The organism is Pseudomonas sp. GW821-FHT04D07 (genome assembly GCF_059420225.1).
In genome coordinates this window covers 59,235-76,097 of sequence record NZ_JBWKTH010000028.1, presented here as the reverse complement: position 1 = coordinate 76,097, position 16,863 = coordinate 59,235, and the positions used below count along the sequence as shown (strand labels likewise).

Genomic DNA, 16,863 nt, shown 5'->3' with positions numbered 1-16,863 from the left:
CTCAAGACGATTAGTGTAGGAGCCGGCTTGCCGGCGATGGCGTCGGTAAGTCTTGCCGCGATCTCGCGGACGCCGTCGCCGGCAAGCCGACTCCTACAGTGTTCGGCCTTGGCCAATGCTCAGCTCGCCAGTCCGTGCTCCTTCAAGGCCTCTTCGGTCAGGCGCTCCATTTCGTCGCTGTGTTCACGGGCGATGGCTTCGTAGAGGGCCTGGTATTCGGCGTCCGTCATGGCTCGGGCGAACACCTCCTGCTCGGACTTGCCGAGTGTCGCGGCCGCCGCTTTCATGGTGGCTTGCAGGGTGGCTTTTTCATCCGCCGGCAGATTGCCGTTGTTGAACCAGCGTTCCTGGGCCGCCTGCAGGTCCAGCAGGGCGTCGCTCTTGCTGTCGCGCAGCGCCTCTTTCTCGCTGAGCTCCTGCAGGTACTGGATCTCCAGATAGTCCTTCCAGAACTCCTGCCTGACGATCTGCTTGAGCGTATCCAGCGGCTGCCGTTCCTGCTCGAGGATGGCCTGGTAAGCCGCATCCAGTTGGGCCTGGTTGACTCCGGCAATATTGTTGTAAAGCATCTTCGAGGCCTGCCACGGCAGTTCCAGGCGCTCGGCCAGGCCGACGCGATAGGCCAGGTAGACCTCCGCTTCATCGGGATGCCGGCCCTCGGCTCGACGTTTGTTGATCAGCGCCCGGGCCTGCGCGTTGACGCGATCCAGGCGCGATTTACCCTTGGCCAGTTGCAGCAGTTTCGCCTCGATTTCGCGGGCCTCCGTTTCGGCATAGGCTTCATGCAACAGCACGTCGAAGCCCATGTCGCTGAAGGCCACGGTGATGCCGTCGGCGCAAGCGTCCGCTTGCGGCGCGTTGGCCTTGGCGAAGAGTTTTTCCCGCAGTCGGGTGTCCTTGATCGCGGCCCTGAGCATGCGCCGCACCCGTTCCTGGAGGCGCGGGCGAGCGACGTTGTCGGCGTAGTCGGCGGATTCCTTCAGGTCGGCGATCACATTGAAAAATGCTTCGGACTGATCGATCGGCTCTTCGCTGGCCAGTTGCAGCCAGGCGTCGCGAAAGGCCTCCTGTTCCCTGATGTCGAGCCCTTGCAGCCAGGCACTTTCGTCGCGCGACACGGGACCGCGCGGGTGTGACGGACTGTGGGCCGGTTCGTCGTCGCTGCTCAGCTCGTCGTCGTTCAGATCGGCATCGGGATCCGAGTTGGAGGGCAGGTCCAGGCCAAAGTCGATATCGGTTTGCGCGTAGTAGTCGGCGAGGTCGTTCAGGTAGTCGGCCTCAAGGGGGTTGCCATAGAGATTGATGAACCGGGCAATCCGTAGTCCCTCTTCACTGGTATCCAGGAGCGTATCCGGGACTGTCGTGAGGTTGTTCGAACGCAGGTCCAGGCGGGTCAGCGCCGCCAGTCGCTGGTAGCCGGTTGGCCAACTGGAGAGCCCGGTATTGCCCAGGTCGATACGGACCAGGTCCTGCATCGCGCTGAGATCCGGCGAGAGGCCCAGGCTCGGATTGTTGGCCAGGCTCAGTTCTTTCAGGCGTGTCAGCCTGGACAGCAGGCCGGCGGTTTCCGTGGTCAGGACGATGTGGTTGCCGCTCAGGTTGAGATGGGTCAGCTCGGTCATCGCGCCGAGGCTCGATGGAATCTCGCTCAGGGCACCGCCGCCGATATACAGCCGGTGCAACTGCGGGAAGCGCCCGAGGAAACTCTCCAGGCCGATGGCGATGTCCGCGTGGGCCAGGCTCAGGAGCAGTTCGCGGACATGGCTGAAGTCCGCTGAGAGGCTGGGCAAGCGGATGGCCGGGTCGAACAGCACGAAGCGCAGCCAGTAGCCTTCATCGGCCGTGCGCTGGAACGGTTCGCGGCGCCAGCAGTCCTTGATGCTTCTGGCGATATGAGTTCTGATCTGCACACTTTCCAGGGGTAAGGGAGGTGTACTGATCCAGGCTTCGAGTTCCGTGCCCAGGGTGCGGTACTCGCTCTCCAGTTGTTCGAGGCGCTGCACCGCCGCCCCTTCGTTCAGGCCGCGCAGCTCGAGAAACGCCTCGACGGCGCGCCAGGAATGGCTGGGATAGAGGGCTTGCGCGAGGTCGACGAATGCCGAGGAGCGTGTGCCCGGCAGCCGTCCGCCCACGCCACGACCGCTGAGCGGGTAGCCAAGACGGCCGTCGGCCAGGCGCATGGGCGGTACGTAGCCGGGCTTGATGGGGGGCAGACCGAGGAGTTTTTCCAGTTCCTCGCGCGTCGGCAGTGACTGTTCGAGCAGTGTCCGCTTGAGGCGCGCGGCCTCATGGGTTCCAGGGAATCCCAAGGCCTTGCGCTCGGCATCGGGCAGGGCGTGCAGGATACCGCCGTAGAGGTCGTCCGCACCGTGCAACTCCCGACCGAGGGCGTCGTGAGCTTCGTACAGCGAGCCCTTTTTTACCAGGACCTTGCGAATCGCCGCCTGTTCCTGGCCAACGCTGTCGAGCAAGGTGCCGGCGAAGGACGACTCGCGTATTTCGAGGCGAATCTGCTTCGACCAACCCGGCAGTTTGGCCAACTGACGCAGGATCAGCCGGTCACTGTCGGGATTGTGCGTCGCCTCCAGATACAGCCCTTCCAGGGCTCGTTCCAGGCGCAGGCTGCGGCTGTAGTGGCGGGCTTCCTCGGCGAGCCGCAAAGGCACTTGCCGCGTCTCGAGCAGGCGCCGCAGTTCGAGCGGGCTGGCGTGCCTGACCAGTTCCTCGGCGACAGGGGTCGACAGCACCGGAAAGTCGCGCTGGATCACCGCGACAGCGGGGTCGTTGGATTGGGTTCGATAGCGGTAGTGCGAATCGAACAGTGCCGCCCGACGGTTAGCGGCCTGCGCCGCGAGGGTGCGCCGCAGGGCCACGGTGCGGGCGTCCAGGCTGATGCGTCCGACACCGAAATCCTCGCCCAGCAAGCCACGGATTTCCGTTTCGTCGAGGTTTTCCAGGACCTTGCGCAGCAGTTGGTTGGCATCGAGCCCAGGCCATTTGAGGTCGATGCGCTGCAACGACTGTTCCTGGCCGGCGGGATACTCCTTCAGCGGCACGCCGTGCCGGTCCAGCAGGCGCAGGACTTTCGACTGCGGCCAGAGCGGCTCGTCGGTCAGCAGTTGCAGTTCCATATGCAACTCGTCCAGGGAACAGTCGGCCGCACCACCGCTTTGCAGACGTTGCACCAGGCGCTTGAGATCCCGGTCGAGCTTGAAGCGGGCGACACTGTCTTCGAGCAGGGCCGGTGGTCGTTCCAGGTCGCTGAACATCCGCCGCAGGACGTGCTCGTCGACCCCGCTCACGGCCATGACCTGCTTCGCGGCGACCGGGTCCAGATTGGCGGCATCCGCTCCCAAGCGTGAAAAAAGTTGCGCTGGTTGCCACTGCCAGGGTTGCTCGAACTCATGGCGCCAGGCGCCCTTGCCGTTGTGATAGACCCGCGGCGCATAGGCCTGCGGGTTGCTCGGGTGTTGCAAGCGCCTGGCGGTCGCGGCGGGGCTGATCCGGTAATGACGACCATCGAGCCCCAGGTAGGTCTTGTCCTGATGATGGTAGAGCCCGGCAGCGTCGGGCTGCGGTTCGGCGCTGTCGGGCAACGGCTGTTCATAAGGACTCAGGTCGGGTTTCCACAGCGCCTGCTCACCCGCTGGCGACTTGATCGGCTTGAGTTTTTCAATGAACGACGAGCCTTCGAAATCCCTCGCCAACGCGGTCCCCAGCCCGAGGAGTTCAAGGTTCAGCAGCACCCCGAGAAAGCCCAGCACCGCCTGTTTTTTCTCTTCATGATCCCATTCTTCAATACCGTTGTAGACCTGGACGATCAATTGCGCGGCCGCGACCGCCAGCATGGCTTCGCCGAGCCCCGGTACCAGAAACAACAGGTTGGTGGTCCAGTTCAGCAGCGATTTGAGGCGCGCCGTGCGGGTTTTCTTGTCCTCGTCGTCGGTAGGAACCGCTGTGACGCGGGCGTCGTCGAATCTTTTCACCACTTGCAGACGGCAGAATTCGTGGAACGGGTTGGCGACCAGCAGCGTTTTCTCCAGGCGCAGGTTGGCGTTCGCGGCTGGCTTGGGTTGTCCGGTGGCGGGGTTGGTCGGGTTCAGGCGCTCCTCTAGCGCGTGGAAGAATGCCGGTTGAGTCCGCAGATGAAGATAGCGCTTGAAGAAGGCCTGATAGGTTTTATCCCGCAGCCGCTCCCGCAGCTCATCGTGGAAGGCCCTGGCGGACGGGTATTGCCTGACGGCCCGTTGCGGATCGCCCGCCAGGTAGACCACGCAGGGGGCATCCGCGGCGTTTGCCGGGCCGTCCTGCTCGATCAGCAGGACGCCCTTGAGCAACGCGCCCCGATAGCCGCTGGCATTGGTATAGTCCAGCAGGGTCAGGTAACAGCAGCGTACGGGGCGGTCGTCCCAGCGCGGCGTTTGTGCCGGGTCGAGCAGGCTTTGCAGCATCCGCTGCGCCGACGTGGTCAGGGTGCCTTTCATCAAGGCGATCTGTGCCTGCACGGCCAGTTCGTCGCGCTCGTGTCGTTCGAAAAGCTTGTCGAAGAGCGGGCCGAGATAACGCTCCATATGTTGTTTGTACTGGCTGCCGAGGTCGAGTCGACGGCACAGGGCGGCGAAATCCCGGGGCTCGATGGGCTTGTTCAGGACGCCGGTGCTTTTACGCAGAATGGCCGAGCCACGGTCGAAACCGAATGGGCCGGTTTCGCTGCTTTCGAAGTTTTGCAGGGCGGCTTGCAGCAGGTTTTGTACGATCACGCTTTCCTGGCGCGGTTGGCCGAGTGTGGCGGCCGCCAGGATATGGACATGCTTGAGCTGGTCGTGGTGAATATCCAGACCCGGGCCGTAGTGTTCGTTCAGGGCCCGGGACAGCAACGGGGCGGCAAAGTCCTCGACGCTTTTGAACCCGCTCAGAAGGCGTGCCAGTTCGGTCTTGGAAACCTGACTCTGTCGGACAAGGCTGGCGAAGGCCTGGCGGCGTTGAAGGGACGCCTCGCGTAGCCAGGACGGCAGTTGCTGGATGATCAGGCGATGGTTTCGGGTCGAGCGTGGCGATGGGACAGGAGGGACCGGTGTGTGTGACTTGGTACTCATGAAGATCAACTTTTTCGGTGAATGAGTTATTCAGCTTATGCTTAATACTTTTGCGTAAAAGTTGAAAAAGTTGAGATTAATCAGTTGGTTAGTATCAATAATTCGGGTCTTTGAAATAGTCGGTTATGGCCTTTTGGCTGGCGCTTCATGCTAGTGCATGCCGTGTCGGAGCCCGGCTTGCCGGCGATGGTGTCCGCATGGACAGTGCAAGGCTCAAGGGCCTTATCGCTGGCAAGCCAGCTCCTACAAGGGGTTGCGCATGAGGTGATTGTCGTGGCGGAACCGGGATTTGTGGGGGCCGGGTGTTCGTCAGTTGGAGGACACTGTGTCGCTCGGCTGCAGCAGCTCTTCGGTCAACTGTTCCAGGCTGTCGGTGTAGGGCTTGGCGATGCTCGCCGACAGTTGCAGGTACGTGCCGTCCGTCATGGCGCCGGCGAAGACTTCGCTTTCTGTCAGCCCCAGCGTCCGCGCCGATTGTCTTATCAGCTGCGTCAAATCGGTTTTCTGCGGTTCGTCCAGGGTTTTGCCGGAAAACCATTCACGTTGCGCACTGAGCAAGTCGTCGAGCGCGCCGAGCATGGCATTGCGCTGTTCCCGTGGCGCCTTGAGTGGTTCCTCGCCAAAGCGCGTTTCCAGATAGTCCTTCCAGAGCGGCTGATTAACCAGACGCCTGGCGACTTCGCCCGGCTGGCGTTCCTGCTCCAGAATTGCCTGGTAAGCCTCCTCCAGTGTTTCGCTCTTTACGGCGGCAATATTGGCATAGTTCATTTTTCTGGCTTGCCAGGGGAGTTCGAGCCTTTCCGCCAGGCCGATGCGAAAAGCCAGGTAGACCTCCGCTTCATCGGGATTCGCCCCGCTGGCCTTGCGCGCCTCGATCACCCGCCGCGCCTGCCGGTTCACCTGCTCCAGGCGGGATTTGCCGCGCGCCAGTTTCAGCAGCGGGCCTTCACGCGCTTCGAGGGGCAGGGCCTTGGCCTCATGCAACAGGACATCGAGGCCCATATCGCTGAAGACCACGGTGATGCCGTCTTCGCAGGTATCCGGCTCGGGGGCGCTGGCCCTGTTGAACAATTCCTCGCGCAGTTCGGTATTCTCGCTGGCGCCCCTGACCATGCGCCAGACACGCTCGACCAAGTCAGGACGGTGGACGGCGCTGCGGTAGTCGGCGGAGTACTTGAGGTCTTCCAGTACTTTGAAAAATGCCTCGGACTCTTCGATATGATCGCTGGCCAAGCGCAGCCACAGGTCGCGCCTGGTTTGCTGCTCCGCCCTGGCCAGTCCTTCAAGCCAGGGCTTGCTGTCGCGCGGTACGGGGGAGGGCGTGCCCCAGCGACTGTGCCGGGAACTGGCCCCTGACGCTGGGCGCGAGCCGCTGCTCCAATCCGACGGATCGTCGCTTTCCACCAGCACGTCGAGTCCCAGGTCGAGGTCGGTCTCCAGCCGGTAGGCCTCGACACGTCGTCGCAGGGCGTCAGGGATCGGGTTGCCCTCCAGGTTGATCGCCCGGTTGAGGCGCAGGCGTTGCTCGTCGAGCCAGAAGACCTCCTCGGGAATGCTGCTGATGCGGTTGTCGCTGAGGTCCAGGCGCCTGAGCGCCGGCAGCTTGTCGTAGCCCCGTGGCCATTGGCGTAGCCCGGTATTGCGCAGGTACAGGTGGGAAAGACGGCTTAGTGGACTCAGGTCGGGCAACATGGACAGGGTGCTATTGTTTTCCAGGAACAGGATTTCCAACTGGGTCAGGTGGGTCAACGGCGCGGCGGTGCCGGGCGTGATGACGATCTGGTTGGCCTTGAGGTCGAGGTACTTGAGCTGCGGCAAGCGTTCCAGGGCGGTAGGCAAGCGAGCCAGGACATTGCGGCTCATATCCAGTCGTTGCAGGTGCGGAAAGGCTTCCAGGAAACGATCGAGCTCCGGCGTGGCCATTAGCGCCAGCCCACGCAGATGCATTTCGCTGACATGGCTGAAGTTCGCGGAGAGCGTCGGCAGGTTGTCCAGCGCATAGCCCGTCAAGCTCAACTGGCGGCCACCGATGGGCAGGCCTTCGGCATCGCTGGCCAGGTCGGTCTCATGACGCCAGCAGCGCTTGATCTGCAAGGCCAGGCGCAGTCTGCCACGGGCGTCGACGGACACCTGCGGATCGCCGACCCAGATGTCCAGCTCGTCTTCGAGGGTGGCGTATTCGAGTTCCAGCGCCCGCAGTCGTTCTATCCCCGCGCCCAGGCTCATGTCCCGCAAGCCATGCAGGCTTTCCACCTCCGAGAGGCGCAGGCGCGGATACAACTCCTGGGCGAGGCGGTTGAATTCGAATGAGCGTACCGCCCGACCCGCGCCACGTCCGCTCATCCCATAGGCGAACTGTCCGCCGGCGAGGCGCATCGGCGGTATCCGATCGGGTTTGATGGGCGGCATGGCGAGCCGCTCGCACAGGGTTTCGCGGGATAGCAGCGGCAGATCGAGCAAGGCCTTTTTCAATTCCGCGCCCTGGCCCACGTGGGGAAAGCCCAGCGCCGCCCGTTCGGCGTCTGGCAGGGCATGCAGCAGCGCCGCATACAGGTCGTCGGGGCCATGCAACTCCTGGTCCTGTGCGTCACGCGCCTCATAGCGGTTGCCCTCCCTGATCAATACCTTGCGCGAGGCCGCCTGTTGGGGGCCGACGCTGTCGAGCAACGGACCGTTGAAGGCACCGTCGCGGATTTCCAGGCGGACGCTGTTCGACCAGCCCGGCAATTTATCCAGCATGGGCAGGATGACCCGGTAAACCTCGGCCTGGCCGACCGAGTCGAGGTAGACCTGCTCGTAAAGGCGGGCGATACGGACGTTCTGCAGGTAGTAGCGGGCTTCCTCGGCCAGGCGCAGCGGCACCGATCCGGCGGCGAGCCGTTGCAGTTCGGCACTGTCGGCCTGGCTGACCAGCTCCCTGGCCACCAGGCGCGGCAGCGAAGAAAAATCCCGCTGGATCACCGCCACCGCCGCCGACGGAGCGGCCGGCCGAGTGCGAAACTCATAGTGCGAGGTGAACAGGCTGTCCCGCCGCTTGACGGCCTCCTTGGCGAGTATTTGTCGCAGTCTGCGGGCGCGGGCCTCAAGGCTGAGGGTGCCTTGTCCGAACTCTTCGTCGAGCAGGCTGGCAATCTCGCGTTCATCCAGCCTGTCGAGCACGCTCTTGAGCAGGTCATTGGCGCCCAGGTCGGCCCAGGTGGCGTCTATGCGCGACACCCGCGCGTCGATCCCGGGTGGGTACTCGGTGAGCGTGGCTTTTTGCTCGTCGAGCAGGCGCAATACTTTCGAGTCCGGCCACACTGGCCGGTTGGTCAGCAGTTGCACGGTCATGTGCAGTTCAGCGCGCGAATAACCCAAGTCATCGCCGCTGCGCAGGCGGGCGATCAGCTGCTCGATATCCTGGTCGAGTTTAAGGCGGATCAGGGTGTCGCGCAGCAAGGCCGGGGGTGGCAGGTTATCCACGTGCAGGCTGCGCAGGACATCGCCGTCGATGCCGCTGATCTGCATGACCCGTCGGGCCGCGGTCTCGTCCAGGGCCGCGGCATCGGGCCCCAGGCGGGCAAACGCGCGCCGGTCATCCCAGGCCAGCGGTTGCTCGAATTCGTGGACCCAGGCGCCGGCGTCGTTGTGTCTGAAGGTCGGGCTATAGGCATCGTTTTTTTGCGGATGCCGGGCGCGATAGTGCCGGGATGCCGGGTCCGGCTTGAGTTCATAGTATTTGCCGTCGAGCGGTAGGTAGCTGCGGCCCTGATGGTGATAGAGGCCCGCCGCATCGGGTTCCAGCGCCCGGGGCAGGACGATCTGCTGTGCGAAGGGGCTCAGGTCGGGATTGAACAGGCGTATATCGCCATTGGGCAGCGTCACCGGACGCAGTCCATCGACAAATCCGGCGCCAGCGATCGCGGCGTTTTCCGCCGCCGCCGCGCAAGCTCCGGCGGCCCCGAGGGCGGCGATCAGCGCGACGTTTTGCAGGACGCTGGTCAGGTAGGTCCAGGCCTGTTCTTTTTCGCCCAGGGCGAAGCTGTCGAGGGTGTGGAAAATACTGCTGCCCAACTGCACCGCGACCACGCCGAGCATCACTTCGCCCAACCCGGGAACAATGAACGCCGCGACATTGAGGATATTCAGGGCCATGTTGAAGTAGTGTTCCAGGCGCGCCGTGAGCGCCTGGCGGTCCTTTTCCGCGGTGGGTACCGCGATAAACAGGGCATCGGCGAAGAAACTCTCGACCTTCTGTCGATAGCGCTGGCGAAACAGATAGCTGCCGATCAGTTCGCCGGCCAGGTCGAGGTTGGCCTTGGGGTCGGGGGTCGGCTCGTAGTAGAAACCGTTCCATTTCTTGGGGGAAAGGCGCTCTAGCAGGGTATCGACAAAGCGGTTGCGGGAAGCCTGGGGCACGAAGCGCAGAAAGAACTTCAGGTAGTCAACCTGTCGCAGCTTTTCTCTCAGGTGGTCTTCGAAGGCGGCGCGCGACGGGTATTGCCGGACCGGATGGAAGAGGTCGCCCGGAATGTAGACCACCCAGCCGTGGGCGTGGTCATCGGTACGCACCACCAGGATGCCGTTGAGCTGGATCCTGAACAGGCTCAAGGTGAAACAGCGCTGTGGATGCCCGGCCGGTACCGGGACTTCCTTGCCCTTGGCCACCTCCAGCATCAACCGATAGGCCGTCTCGTCCAGGTGCGCTTGCAGGAAGGCGATATGCACCTGGGTCTCGAGCGCGTAGGCGTCGTGGACGGTGAAAGGGCTGCGCACACGCTGCTGCGCCGCCAGTGCCGTTTCTCCGGCACTGGCGGGGGGAAAGAACACGTTATCGAGGTGCTGCTGGTACTGCTTGCCCAGGTCCAGCGCGCGGCACAGGGCGGCGAACTTGACCGGTGAGAGGGCCAGGCGCGACGGGTTCGGCTTGTCGACGGGGTACTCGCTGTAAATCGCCGCTGCGCGGCCTGGCTCGTCGAGCTGGCCTTCCAGGGTTTGCGAGGCTTCGTAGTTGTGCAGGGCGGCATGCAGCAGGGTGGAAACGTAGGAGCGGATATTGCCAGGGGTGCCCTGGGTGGGCTGAAAAATGAACGTTCGGCTGGCATCCAGCGCCACGCCGAACTCCCTCTTGAGCGCTTGCTCCAGCCGCGGTTTGGCAAAGGCCTCGACCGTGCTCATGTTGCCCAGCACCTCCTCGGCCTGGCGCCGGTAGTGCAGGCAGCTGGCGTAGCTCTGGTGCAGTTGGGTGAAAATGCCCGGCGCCAACTTCAGCTTGGGCAGCTCGCCCAGTGCTCGACGTCGCAGGACCTGATACGTCGCGGGGTCGGCCTGGACCAGCCACTCTGGAAAGCTGTTTTTGACGAAATCATAGTGAATCCCCCGATGTCCTCGGGGGAGTGGGGGGGTGGCGGACCCGGTGTCAGCCGAGGTATTCGACGTCATTGTGTGCAACCCGATTCGTTGTTCGAATGGGCAGCCTAGCGGTCGCGTCACCTGGAACTGCGGTAGCTATTCATTCAATCAAGGTGTGCAATCAGTCAGTCGAGTCCGGCCAGATAACATCGTCGGAAAAAATCTTGCTATCGGCCGGCCAATTCAGGACCACTTCATCGGATTCGGCTACCTGGTCAATCAAGTCATCATAGACATGGCCGTTATCGACACCGTCCCAGGTCGCGTTCTCGATTCTGGTCTCGCTCGCTCCGGCGGCATCTTGTATCGCCTGGACCTTGGCGGCACGGGTGAGGCTGGAGTTGACCAGCCAGATCCGATCGGCGCTGATTCCCCGGCGCGATACCGAGATATGCCCTTCGATATCATCGTAAGGAAAATGAACATTCTCGGCCTCATAGTTGAAGAAGTAGTTTTCCGCTCCCGGCACGACCTCAACGTTTCGCGTATCGATCATGTAGATGAAGCTGGTGACCTGGCGGTGCCTGGCAGTGTCGTAACCGCGTTCGCTGTCCAGCGAAACCGCTGTGCTGGAGTCTGAAAAGGACGCTGAATCACTCTCCGAATCCTTTCGTCCGGCAGCCCCCGAGGTTCGGGACACCGCGGACTGGCTGGCATTCGACGATGCCCCCTGGGAACTGGCGTCGCTGTCACTGTCGGAGCTGGCGTTGTAGGCGGCGGGGCGCTTTCCGGGGTATTTGTTGAGTTGAGTGTTATAGCGCAGTTGGCCAATGCCGGGACCACCCCCCACACCGTAGCCCTTGGCGTCGCGCAGGCTGAAGGTGGCACTCAAGGCTTTTTTCGTGGTCGAGCCGCGCGGATGGTTTTCCCTGGCGAGCATGCAGCCATCCCTGGCCAACTCGAAAGGCGTGCGATCTTCGCTTCTGAACAGGGCGGGGATATCCGTCCGGTACAGGCAACCATGGATGTTTTTCCGGTAGCCGAGCTTGAGCAGAAAGGCCTCATAGAACAGCGGGGTGTAGTAAGCGTCAAAGTCCTGATCCAGTGAGTGGGGTTTGAAGTTCCTGAGATTGCGGATATGCGGCATCACCTCGTTTTCCAGCAGGTCAAAGCGTCGTGGGTTGCTTTCATCCATCGACTGGCGTTTATGCGCTTCGGCCCACTGGGGAATCTTGCCGGTTTCCTGGACGGCCTGTTTCAAGCGCGGCAGCATGCTGGGTAGCAGGTTATAGCTGCGCAGTAGCTGGCCACGCTCCTCGGGCGTTTTTTCCGGATAGACCCATTTCAACTCCCGTATCAATTGTTCCCTGGGGTTGCCCTCTTGTGTGGTTTCGGCCCATTGGGGCTTGCGGCTGATCACGCTGGCCTCGGAACGAAAACGCGTGATGTCGTTACCCTGAAGCCCATAGTGTTCCCAGATATCCCGGTCGGTCCAGGACGGGAGTCGCTCGGGGGGGATCGACTGGCCGGATGAGTCGATTCGGCCTTCTGGTGGGGTGACCTGGACCCACTTGTCATTTTTGCTGAAGGCGAACAGGGTGAAGGGCAAGTCGGGGCTCTCGGAAATCAGGCCCGCTGGAAATGTGATGCTGCCGTCCGGACGTAAGTCGCCCCTTTTCATCAACTGATAATAGCCCTGGTTGTCGGGACCTCTGAACGGGATGTAAAGGCTCTGAGTGGAAAAGCTGAACTTGGGAATGATGAGGCCGGGCGCGGTCGATACTTGAGCGGGTCTGGCCTCGACTGTCGGCTCGTCAGCCAGGCGCGGTCGTTTGACCGGGGGCTGAGTTGCCGCGGGGGGCTGGTCCCCCGCTGATGTGACGGTCCTCTCTCCCCAGACAGAGCTTTGCCCTATCCGGTAAAGCGCGGGACCGGACGGCAGCAGTTCATCGATGCGTTTGGCCCGATAGGTATCGAGTTGCGCGTCATACACGACCATGACCGTGCCACCGTCTTCGAGATCGACATAACGGCGCTTCTTGGTGATTCTCAGGCCCTGCTGGTTGGGTGGCGGCAACGACTCGGGGGTGCTGACCCGGTAGTTTTCCAGCGTGCCGGGGCCAAGGCCGCCGGCCTGCTCCGCAATGCTCGTGACTTGTACGTTCTGGCCTGCCGGGGTGTTGGCTGGCGCTTGGGATTGGCTGGCGGGAGGCTGGCCGAGAGACAGTGGCGGGCTCTCCAGATGGCGTGGCCGCAGACCCGCGGGAGGGGAGATACGGCTACCGGATGGCGTCGCGGTTTCGGCAAGGCCTGGTAACTGGGGCTCGGACCGCCTGATAGGGGGGGATTTGGGTTTGACCGGGATTTTCGGAGACATGCGGATACCTGCCAATTAAAGAAATAAACATCCTGTTCAGGATCTGTAATCAATCGGGTACTGCTGTGGTTGCGACCGCGCGGGTACGCCCGGGACTGTTCGCGGATGGTTTGTGCGGGGTTGCCGCGAGAATCTGCAATTGATCCGAGCGGATGCTGCGCGACCAGTCGCTGTCCAGCGTCCAGTCGTCGCTTTCGATGTCGTAGTGGATATTCCCGGGGCTCGCATCCTTCAGGCGGATATTCCTGATGCCGAGCAGGTCGGCGGTCAGTTCGTGCTGCTGTCGGTGCTGGCGGATATCCTTCAGGATCGCCTCGGGATCGGCGTAGGCCTGGGCGTTGACTTCACTCAGGAGCACTTTGCCGAATTCGTATTGAATGTCGTAGCGATTGCCGGCGCGGGTGAAGACCCGGACCTTTTCCAGCGGCTGCCCACCACCCTCGTCCTCGGGCAGCATGACGGTGACCGTGCCGATGCAGAGGATGTTCCCCTCGAGGGTGATCTGCTCACGGCCGATCTCTTCGGCCAGAAAATCAGGGTAGATGTTCCACACCGAGGCATTGCTCGTTTTCGCCACGGCACCCGGGGTTATCAGGCTGATGGCGGTATTGGCGCGTGGGTACAGGTTGTAGGAGGAGGCCTGGCCTTCCAGGATATAGAAGCTCACCTGGGGTTCGGCCGGAAGATCGATACGTTGCGGGTGCGCCTGCAATACCGTCGCCGGCGTGCGCCTGGGCTTGACGAACAGGTACTCACCCTGGCGCTGGCGCAGCAAGGCGGCACTCTTGAGCCGTTTCAGCCCGGGTTCGCGATGATCGTCGAAATAGGAGTGCTGGGGTGTTTGCAAGCGATACGAGCGGCCGTCGCGCATCACCAGGAGCAGCGGCCGGTTGAGTGAGAGCCCGGCGGCGACCAGGCTGCCCCCGACATTGCTGCCGACGGCTGCACGGTTGCGGTACGGTGCCTCGACGATCAACTGTTTGCCGTCCTTGAACGACAGGCTCAGTCGGGTATCACGGTAACTCAGATAATCGAAAGCGCCCTGGCGCGTGGAACTGACGGTATAACAGGCTTCGACACTGTCTATTTCAGTGCTGTCATAGTCGATATAGAGCGTACAGGTCGAGGTGGCGGCGCAACTGCTGATCTGCGCGCAGCTGTGGCGGGCAATAAAAAAGCCGTGGTTTTGCTCTACGGCAATGTGCCTTTGAGTTCCGCTGACCATGACCGGCGCCGCTGGAAGTTGTCCCGCGCGGGTAATCACGCTCTTGAGTTCGTGGACCGCCGCGCCACTCAAGCTTGCCGGCAGGTCCGGCTTCAGGCGGTAGCCATCGAGGGTGATGAACTCCAGCTTGTCGTTCTGCAACAAGCGCTCTTCGCCCAGCGTCTTGTAGACATGGCTGATGGTGATGGTCTTTGCGGGTAACTCGCCATCCTCGCCTTCGAGTGATGAAACCAGCAGTGAAGTGCCTTGCACGAACCAACGCTGGATGCGTTCGAAGTGCCAACCGACTTCGATCAGGCTGGGGTCCTGGCCGTCTTCGTCAATCGTCGTGGTGTGGCTGTTCGCACCGATAAAGTAGCGGTCTTTACCCGGACCGCCGGTTGCCTGGGCATTGTTGCCCAGAAGCAGGATAGTGTCGTCGCCCGCGCCCGCGTCAATCAGGTCGCCGTTGCCATGGGCGACGATCCGGTTGGCCTGGTCCGAGCCGTGCACCTGGTTCGAGGCACCGGCGAGGGTCTCGGCATTTTCGATCGACTCGAGGGTCGTGTGGGTGCCCGGGGGAGAGCCGGCCCTGGCGGTGCGCAAGCCCAGCCGGCCATGCTTGAGATCGATGCTGTAGCCGATGTAGCGCGAAGGACTGGCGGGTTTTCCCAGCAACGTCAGTGTGTCCGTTCCGGCGCCACCGCGCAGGGCATGGTAGCGGGCCAGGACAGGGGTGGTCCTGAGGCACTCGCCGGCGCTGCTGAACTGGAACAGATCGTCCTTGTCACCACCGGTCAGGGTCTTGAGACCGTCGCCGTAACTGAAGTAATTGGGTTTGTCGCGGACACCGACAATGCTGTCGTTACCCCCACCGAGTTGCCAGAGGATGCCTTTGCTGGCGCCTTCGGTTCCTGCCACGCTGCCAGGCAATGACGACGGCAGGCCGTCGCGGGCGTCCACGCTGTCGTCTCCTTCGCGTAGCGTCGTTTCGTTGACCAGACGATAAGGTGACTCTGCCCGACGGGCATCCCATTGATGTTTCCAGTGTTTGACCGCCGTCAGTTCGATCTGGAACTGGCCGCTGACGATGGTTTGCACACTGTCCTTCAGTTCGCCGTCAAGCAGCGCGCGGGCGGCTTTTTCCTGGGCGTTGGCGTGGGCGCTGGTGGCTACGGCGATCTGATAGCGATCGAGGATATCCTGGTCCAGGGACATGCCCCAGAAGGCTTGCCAGCCGGAGCGCCAGCGTTCTCCCAGGCTCAGTTCGATATAGTCGTCGATGTCGTCGATCTGGCGTGCCGCGCCATAGATTCGCGCGCCGAGGATCAACACCATCCCGGCGACGATGCCCACCGGCCCGGCCGCGCCGAAACCGGCCAATGCCCCGGCGCCGAGGGCCAGGGACAGGCCGGCGCTGGTCAGGCTCAATGCCGCGCTGACGTAATGATCCTGGGCTTGCTTGCCCTCGGCCGCGGCCGCGTCGTTGAACGATTTGATCGCGTTGTACAGATCGAACGGCAGGGTCAGCACCGAACCCAGGAGGCCCGCGCTGCGCGCCAGTCCCTTGGCGACGCTGGTGGCGCAAAAGCCGTTGAAGACAAACCCGCCATGACGAATCATGGTTTGCGCGGTCTTGGCCAGACCGACCTCGACGGTCACCGAGCCGACTTCCGCGACAATACCGCCGACATTGACCGCCGCTTCTACCCGATCACCTTTCTTCAACGCCTCGAAAGTTCCCGTGATACCGCAGTAAAGGCCATAGGCCTGCATGCCGACACCGGCACTGGTCATGCTCCGGCTTTTGGCGCTATCGACCCAGCTCGGCTGCCGATCCGCTAGCGGCGGGGCGCGCAGGTCCAGTTGCTGGACCGAGTCGAGCAGCTTGCCGAGTTTGTGCAGGGCGGACTGCGGGTCGCTCCCCTCGGGCTCTTTGAGCAGGGCACCGGCGTTGATCGAACGTTGTGCGGCGATCTCGAACAGCAGGTGGGGAATGCTTTCAGGCTGGTTTTGCATGAGCGACAGGGTCATTTTCCCGACCTGGGTCGAGTCCAGTTGCAGCGCGTCGATAAACGACTGATCTGCCTGCTGGATATAGCGCCCACTGAGCGGTTGCCCCTCGAGCGTAGCGCCCATGGCCTGCAGCTGCATCCGACTGATGCTGAGCTCGCCGATACGCAGGGGGCCGAAGCGCTCGTCCTGTTTGCTCAGGTAGGCGAGTCGGTTCTGTTGCAGGCTGTCGGGCAGTCCGGTTGTGGTGGGCGGAGCAGCGGCAATATCCGACACGCGCATGCGCTGGGCGAGGGCATTCCGGGATGCGCTGGCATCTGTTGAAATCGACATAGGTAAAATCCATTTTTCCTGACGGCTGAAAGTGCTTCGTCGCACCGGGCTCCTGGTACTCAGGAAGACGGCAACGAAGGTGGATTCAGTATCCGGTCCATGGCGTCGGGGATGCGTTACATAGATATGGTGCGGGCGGGTTTATCGTCGAATGACCGGGAGGCAGGAACACGAAGGGGAGCCGAAGCTCCCCTTGAATGTGTTGTTGTATGCTCTTTTCTTGTTATTGAGGGGCGGTCTGTTGTTGTTTTTGTCAACCGTGACCCTTTCTCGCCGTTTAGGTGACCCCCATCCGGGGTCAAAGAGCAAACATATTTTTTTGAGCGCTGATCTGCTTTATCAGGTGATCCAACCAGTCCGTAGCTACCTTGAGGTAGTTTTATTGTTCTCTGTCCGGTTGCGGGTGACCCGAGGGTTCCCTGAAAGCACACCTTCTCCAAAAAAATCGGTTAGCTGCGTCTCTGCCGTGTTGTTTTTGTTATGTCAGAGTCGGTACGTCTTATTTTTAT

At 62.2% G+C, this 16,863-nt stretch carries 4 protein-coding genes; all 4 read right to left on the bottom strand.

Going from position 1 to position 16,863, the window contains the following annotated elements; genetic code table 11:
- Positions 1-119 precede the first annotated feature (119 nt).
- Positions 120-5,096, bottom strand: coding sequence for a dermonecrotic toxin domain-containing protein (locus AC07T0_RS25710; RefSeq protein ID WP_495003825.1), 4,977 nt, complete (start codon positions 5,094-5,096; stop codon positions 120-122).
- A gap of 309 nt (positions 5,097-5,405) precedes the next feature.
- Complete coding sequence (locus AC07T0_RS25705; RefSeq protein ID WP_495003824.1) at positions 5,406-10,517, bottom strand: dermonecrotic toxin domain-containing protein; 5,112 nt, start codon at positions 10,515-10,517, stop codon at positions 5,406-5,408.
- A 91-nt stretch (positions 10,518-10,608) separates the two neighbouring features.
- Entirely contained in the window at positions 10,609-12,819 is a 2,211-nt protein-coding gene (locus tag AC07T0_RS25700; protein ID WP_495003823.1) for a hypothetical protein, read from the bottom strand.
- Positions 12,820-12,853: 34 nt separating this feature from the next.
- The gene (locus AC07T0_RS25695) at positions 12,854-16,354 is read right to left on the bottom strand and encodes a calcium-binding protein (protein WP_495003822.1); all 3,501 of its coding nucleotides are present in this window, start codon (positions 16,352-16,354) and stop codon (positions 12,854-12,856) included.
- Between the last annotated feature and the right edge of the window lie 509 nt (positions 16,355-16,863).

Excerpts from the sequence above, each read along its gene's own strand:
- AC07T0_RS25710 (WP_495003825.1), bottom strand. The coding sequence starts at position 5,096 with ATGAGTACCAAGTCACACACACCGGTCCCTCCTGTCCCATCGCCACGC.
- AC07T0_RS25705 (WP_495003824.1), bottom strand. The coding sequence starts at position 10,517 with ATGACGTCGAATACCTCGGCTGACACCGGGTCCGCCACCCCCCCACTC.
- AC07T0_RS25695 (WP_495003822.1), bottom strand. The coding sequence starts at position 16,354 with ATGTCGATTTCAACAGATGCCAGCGCATCCCGGAATGCCCTCGCCCAG.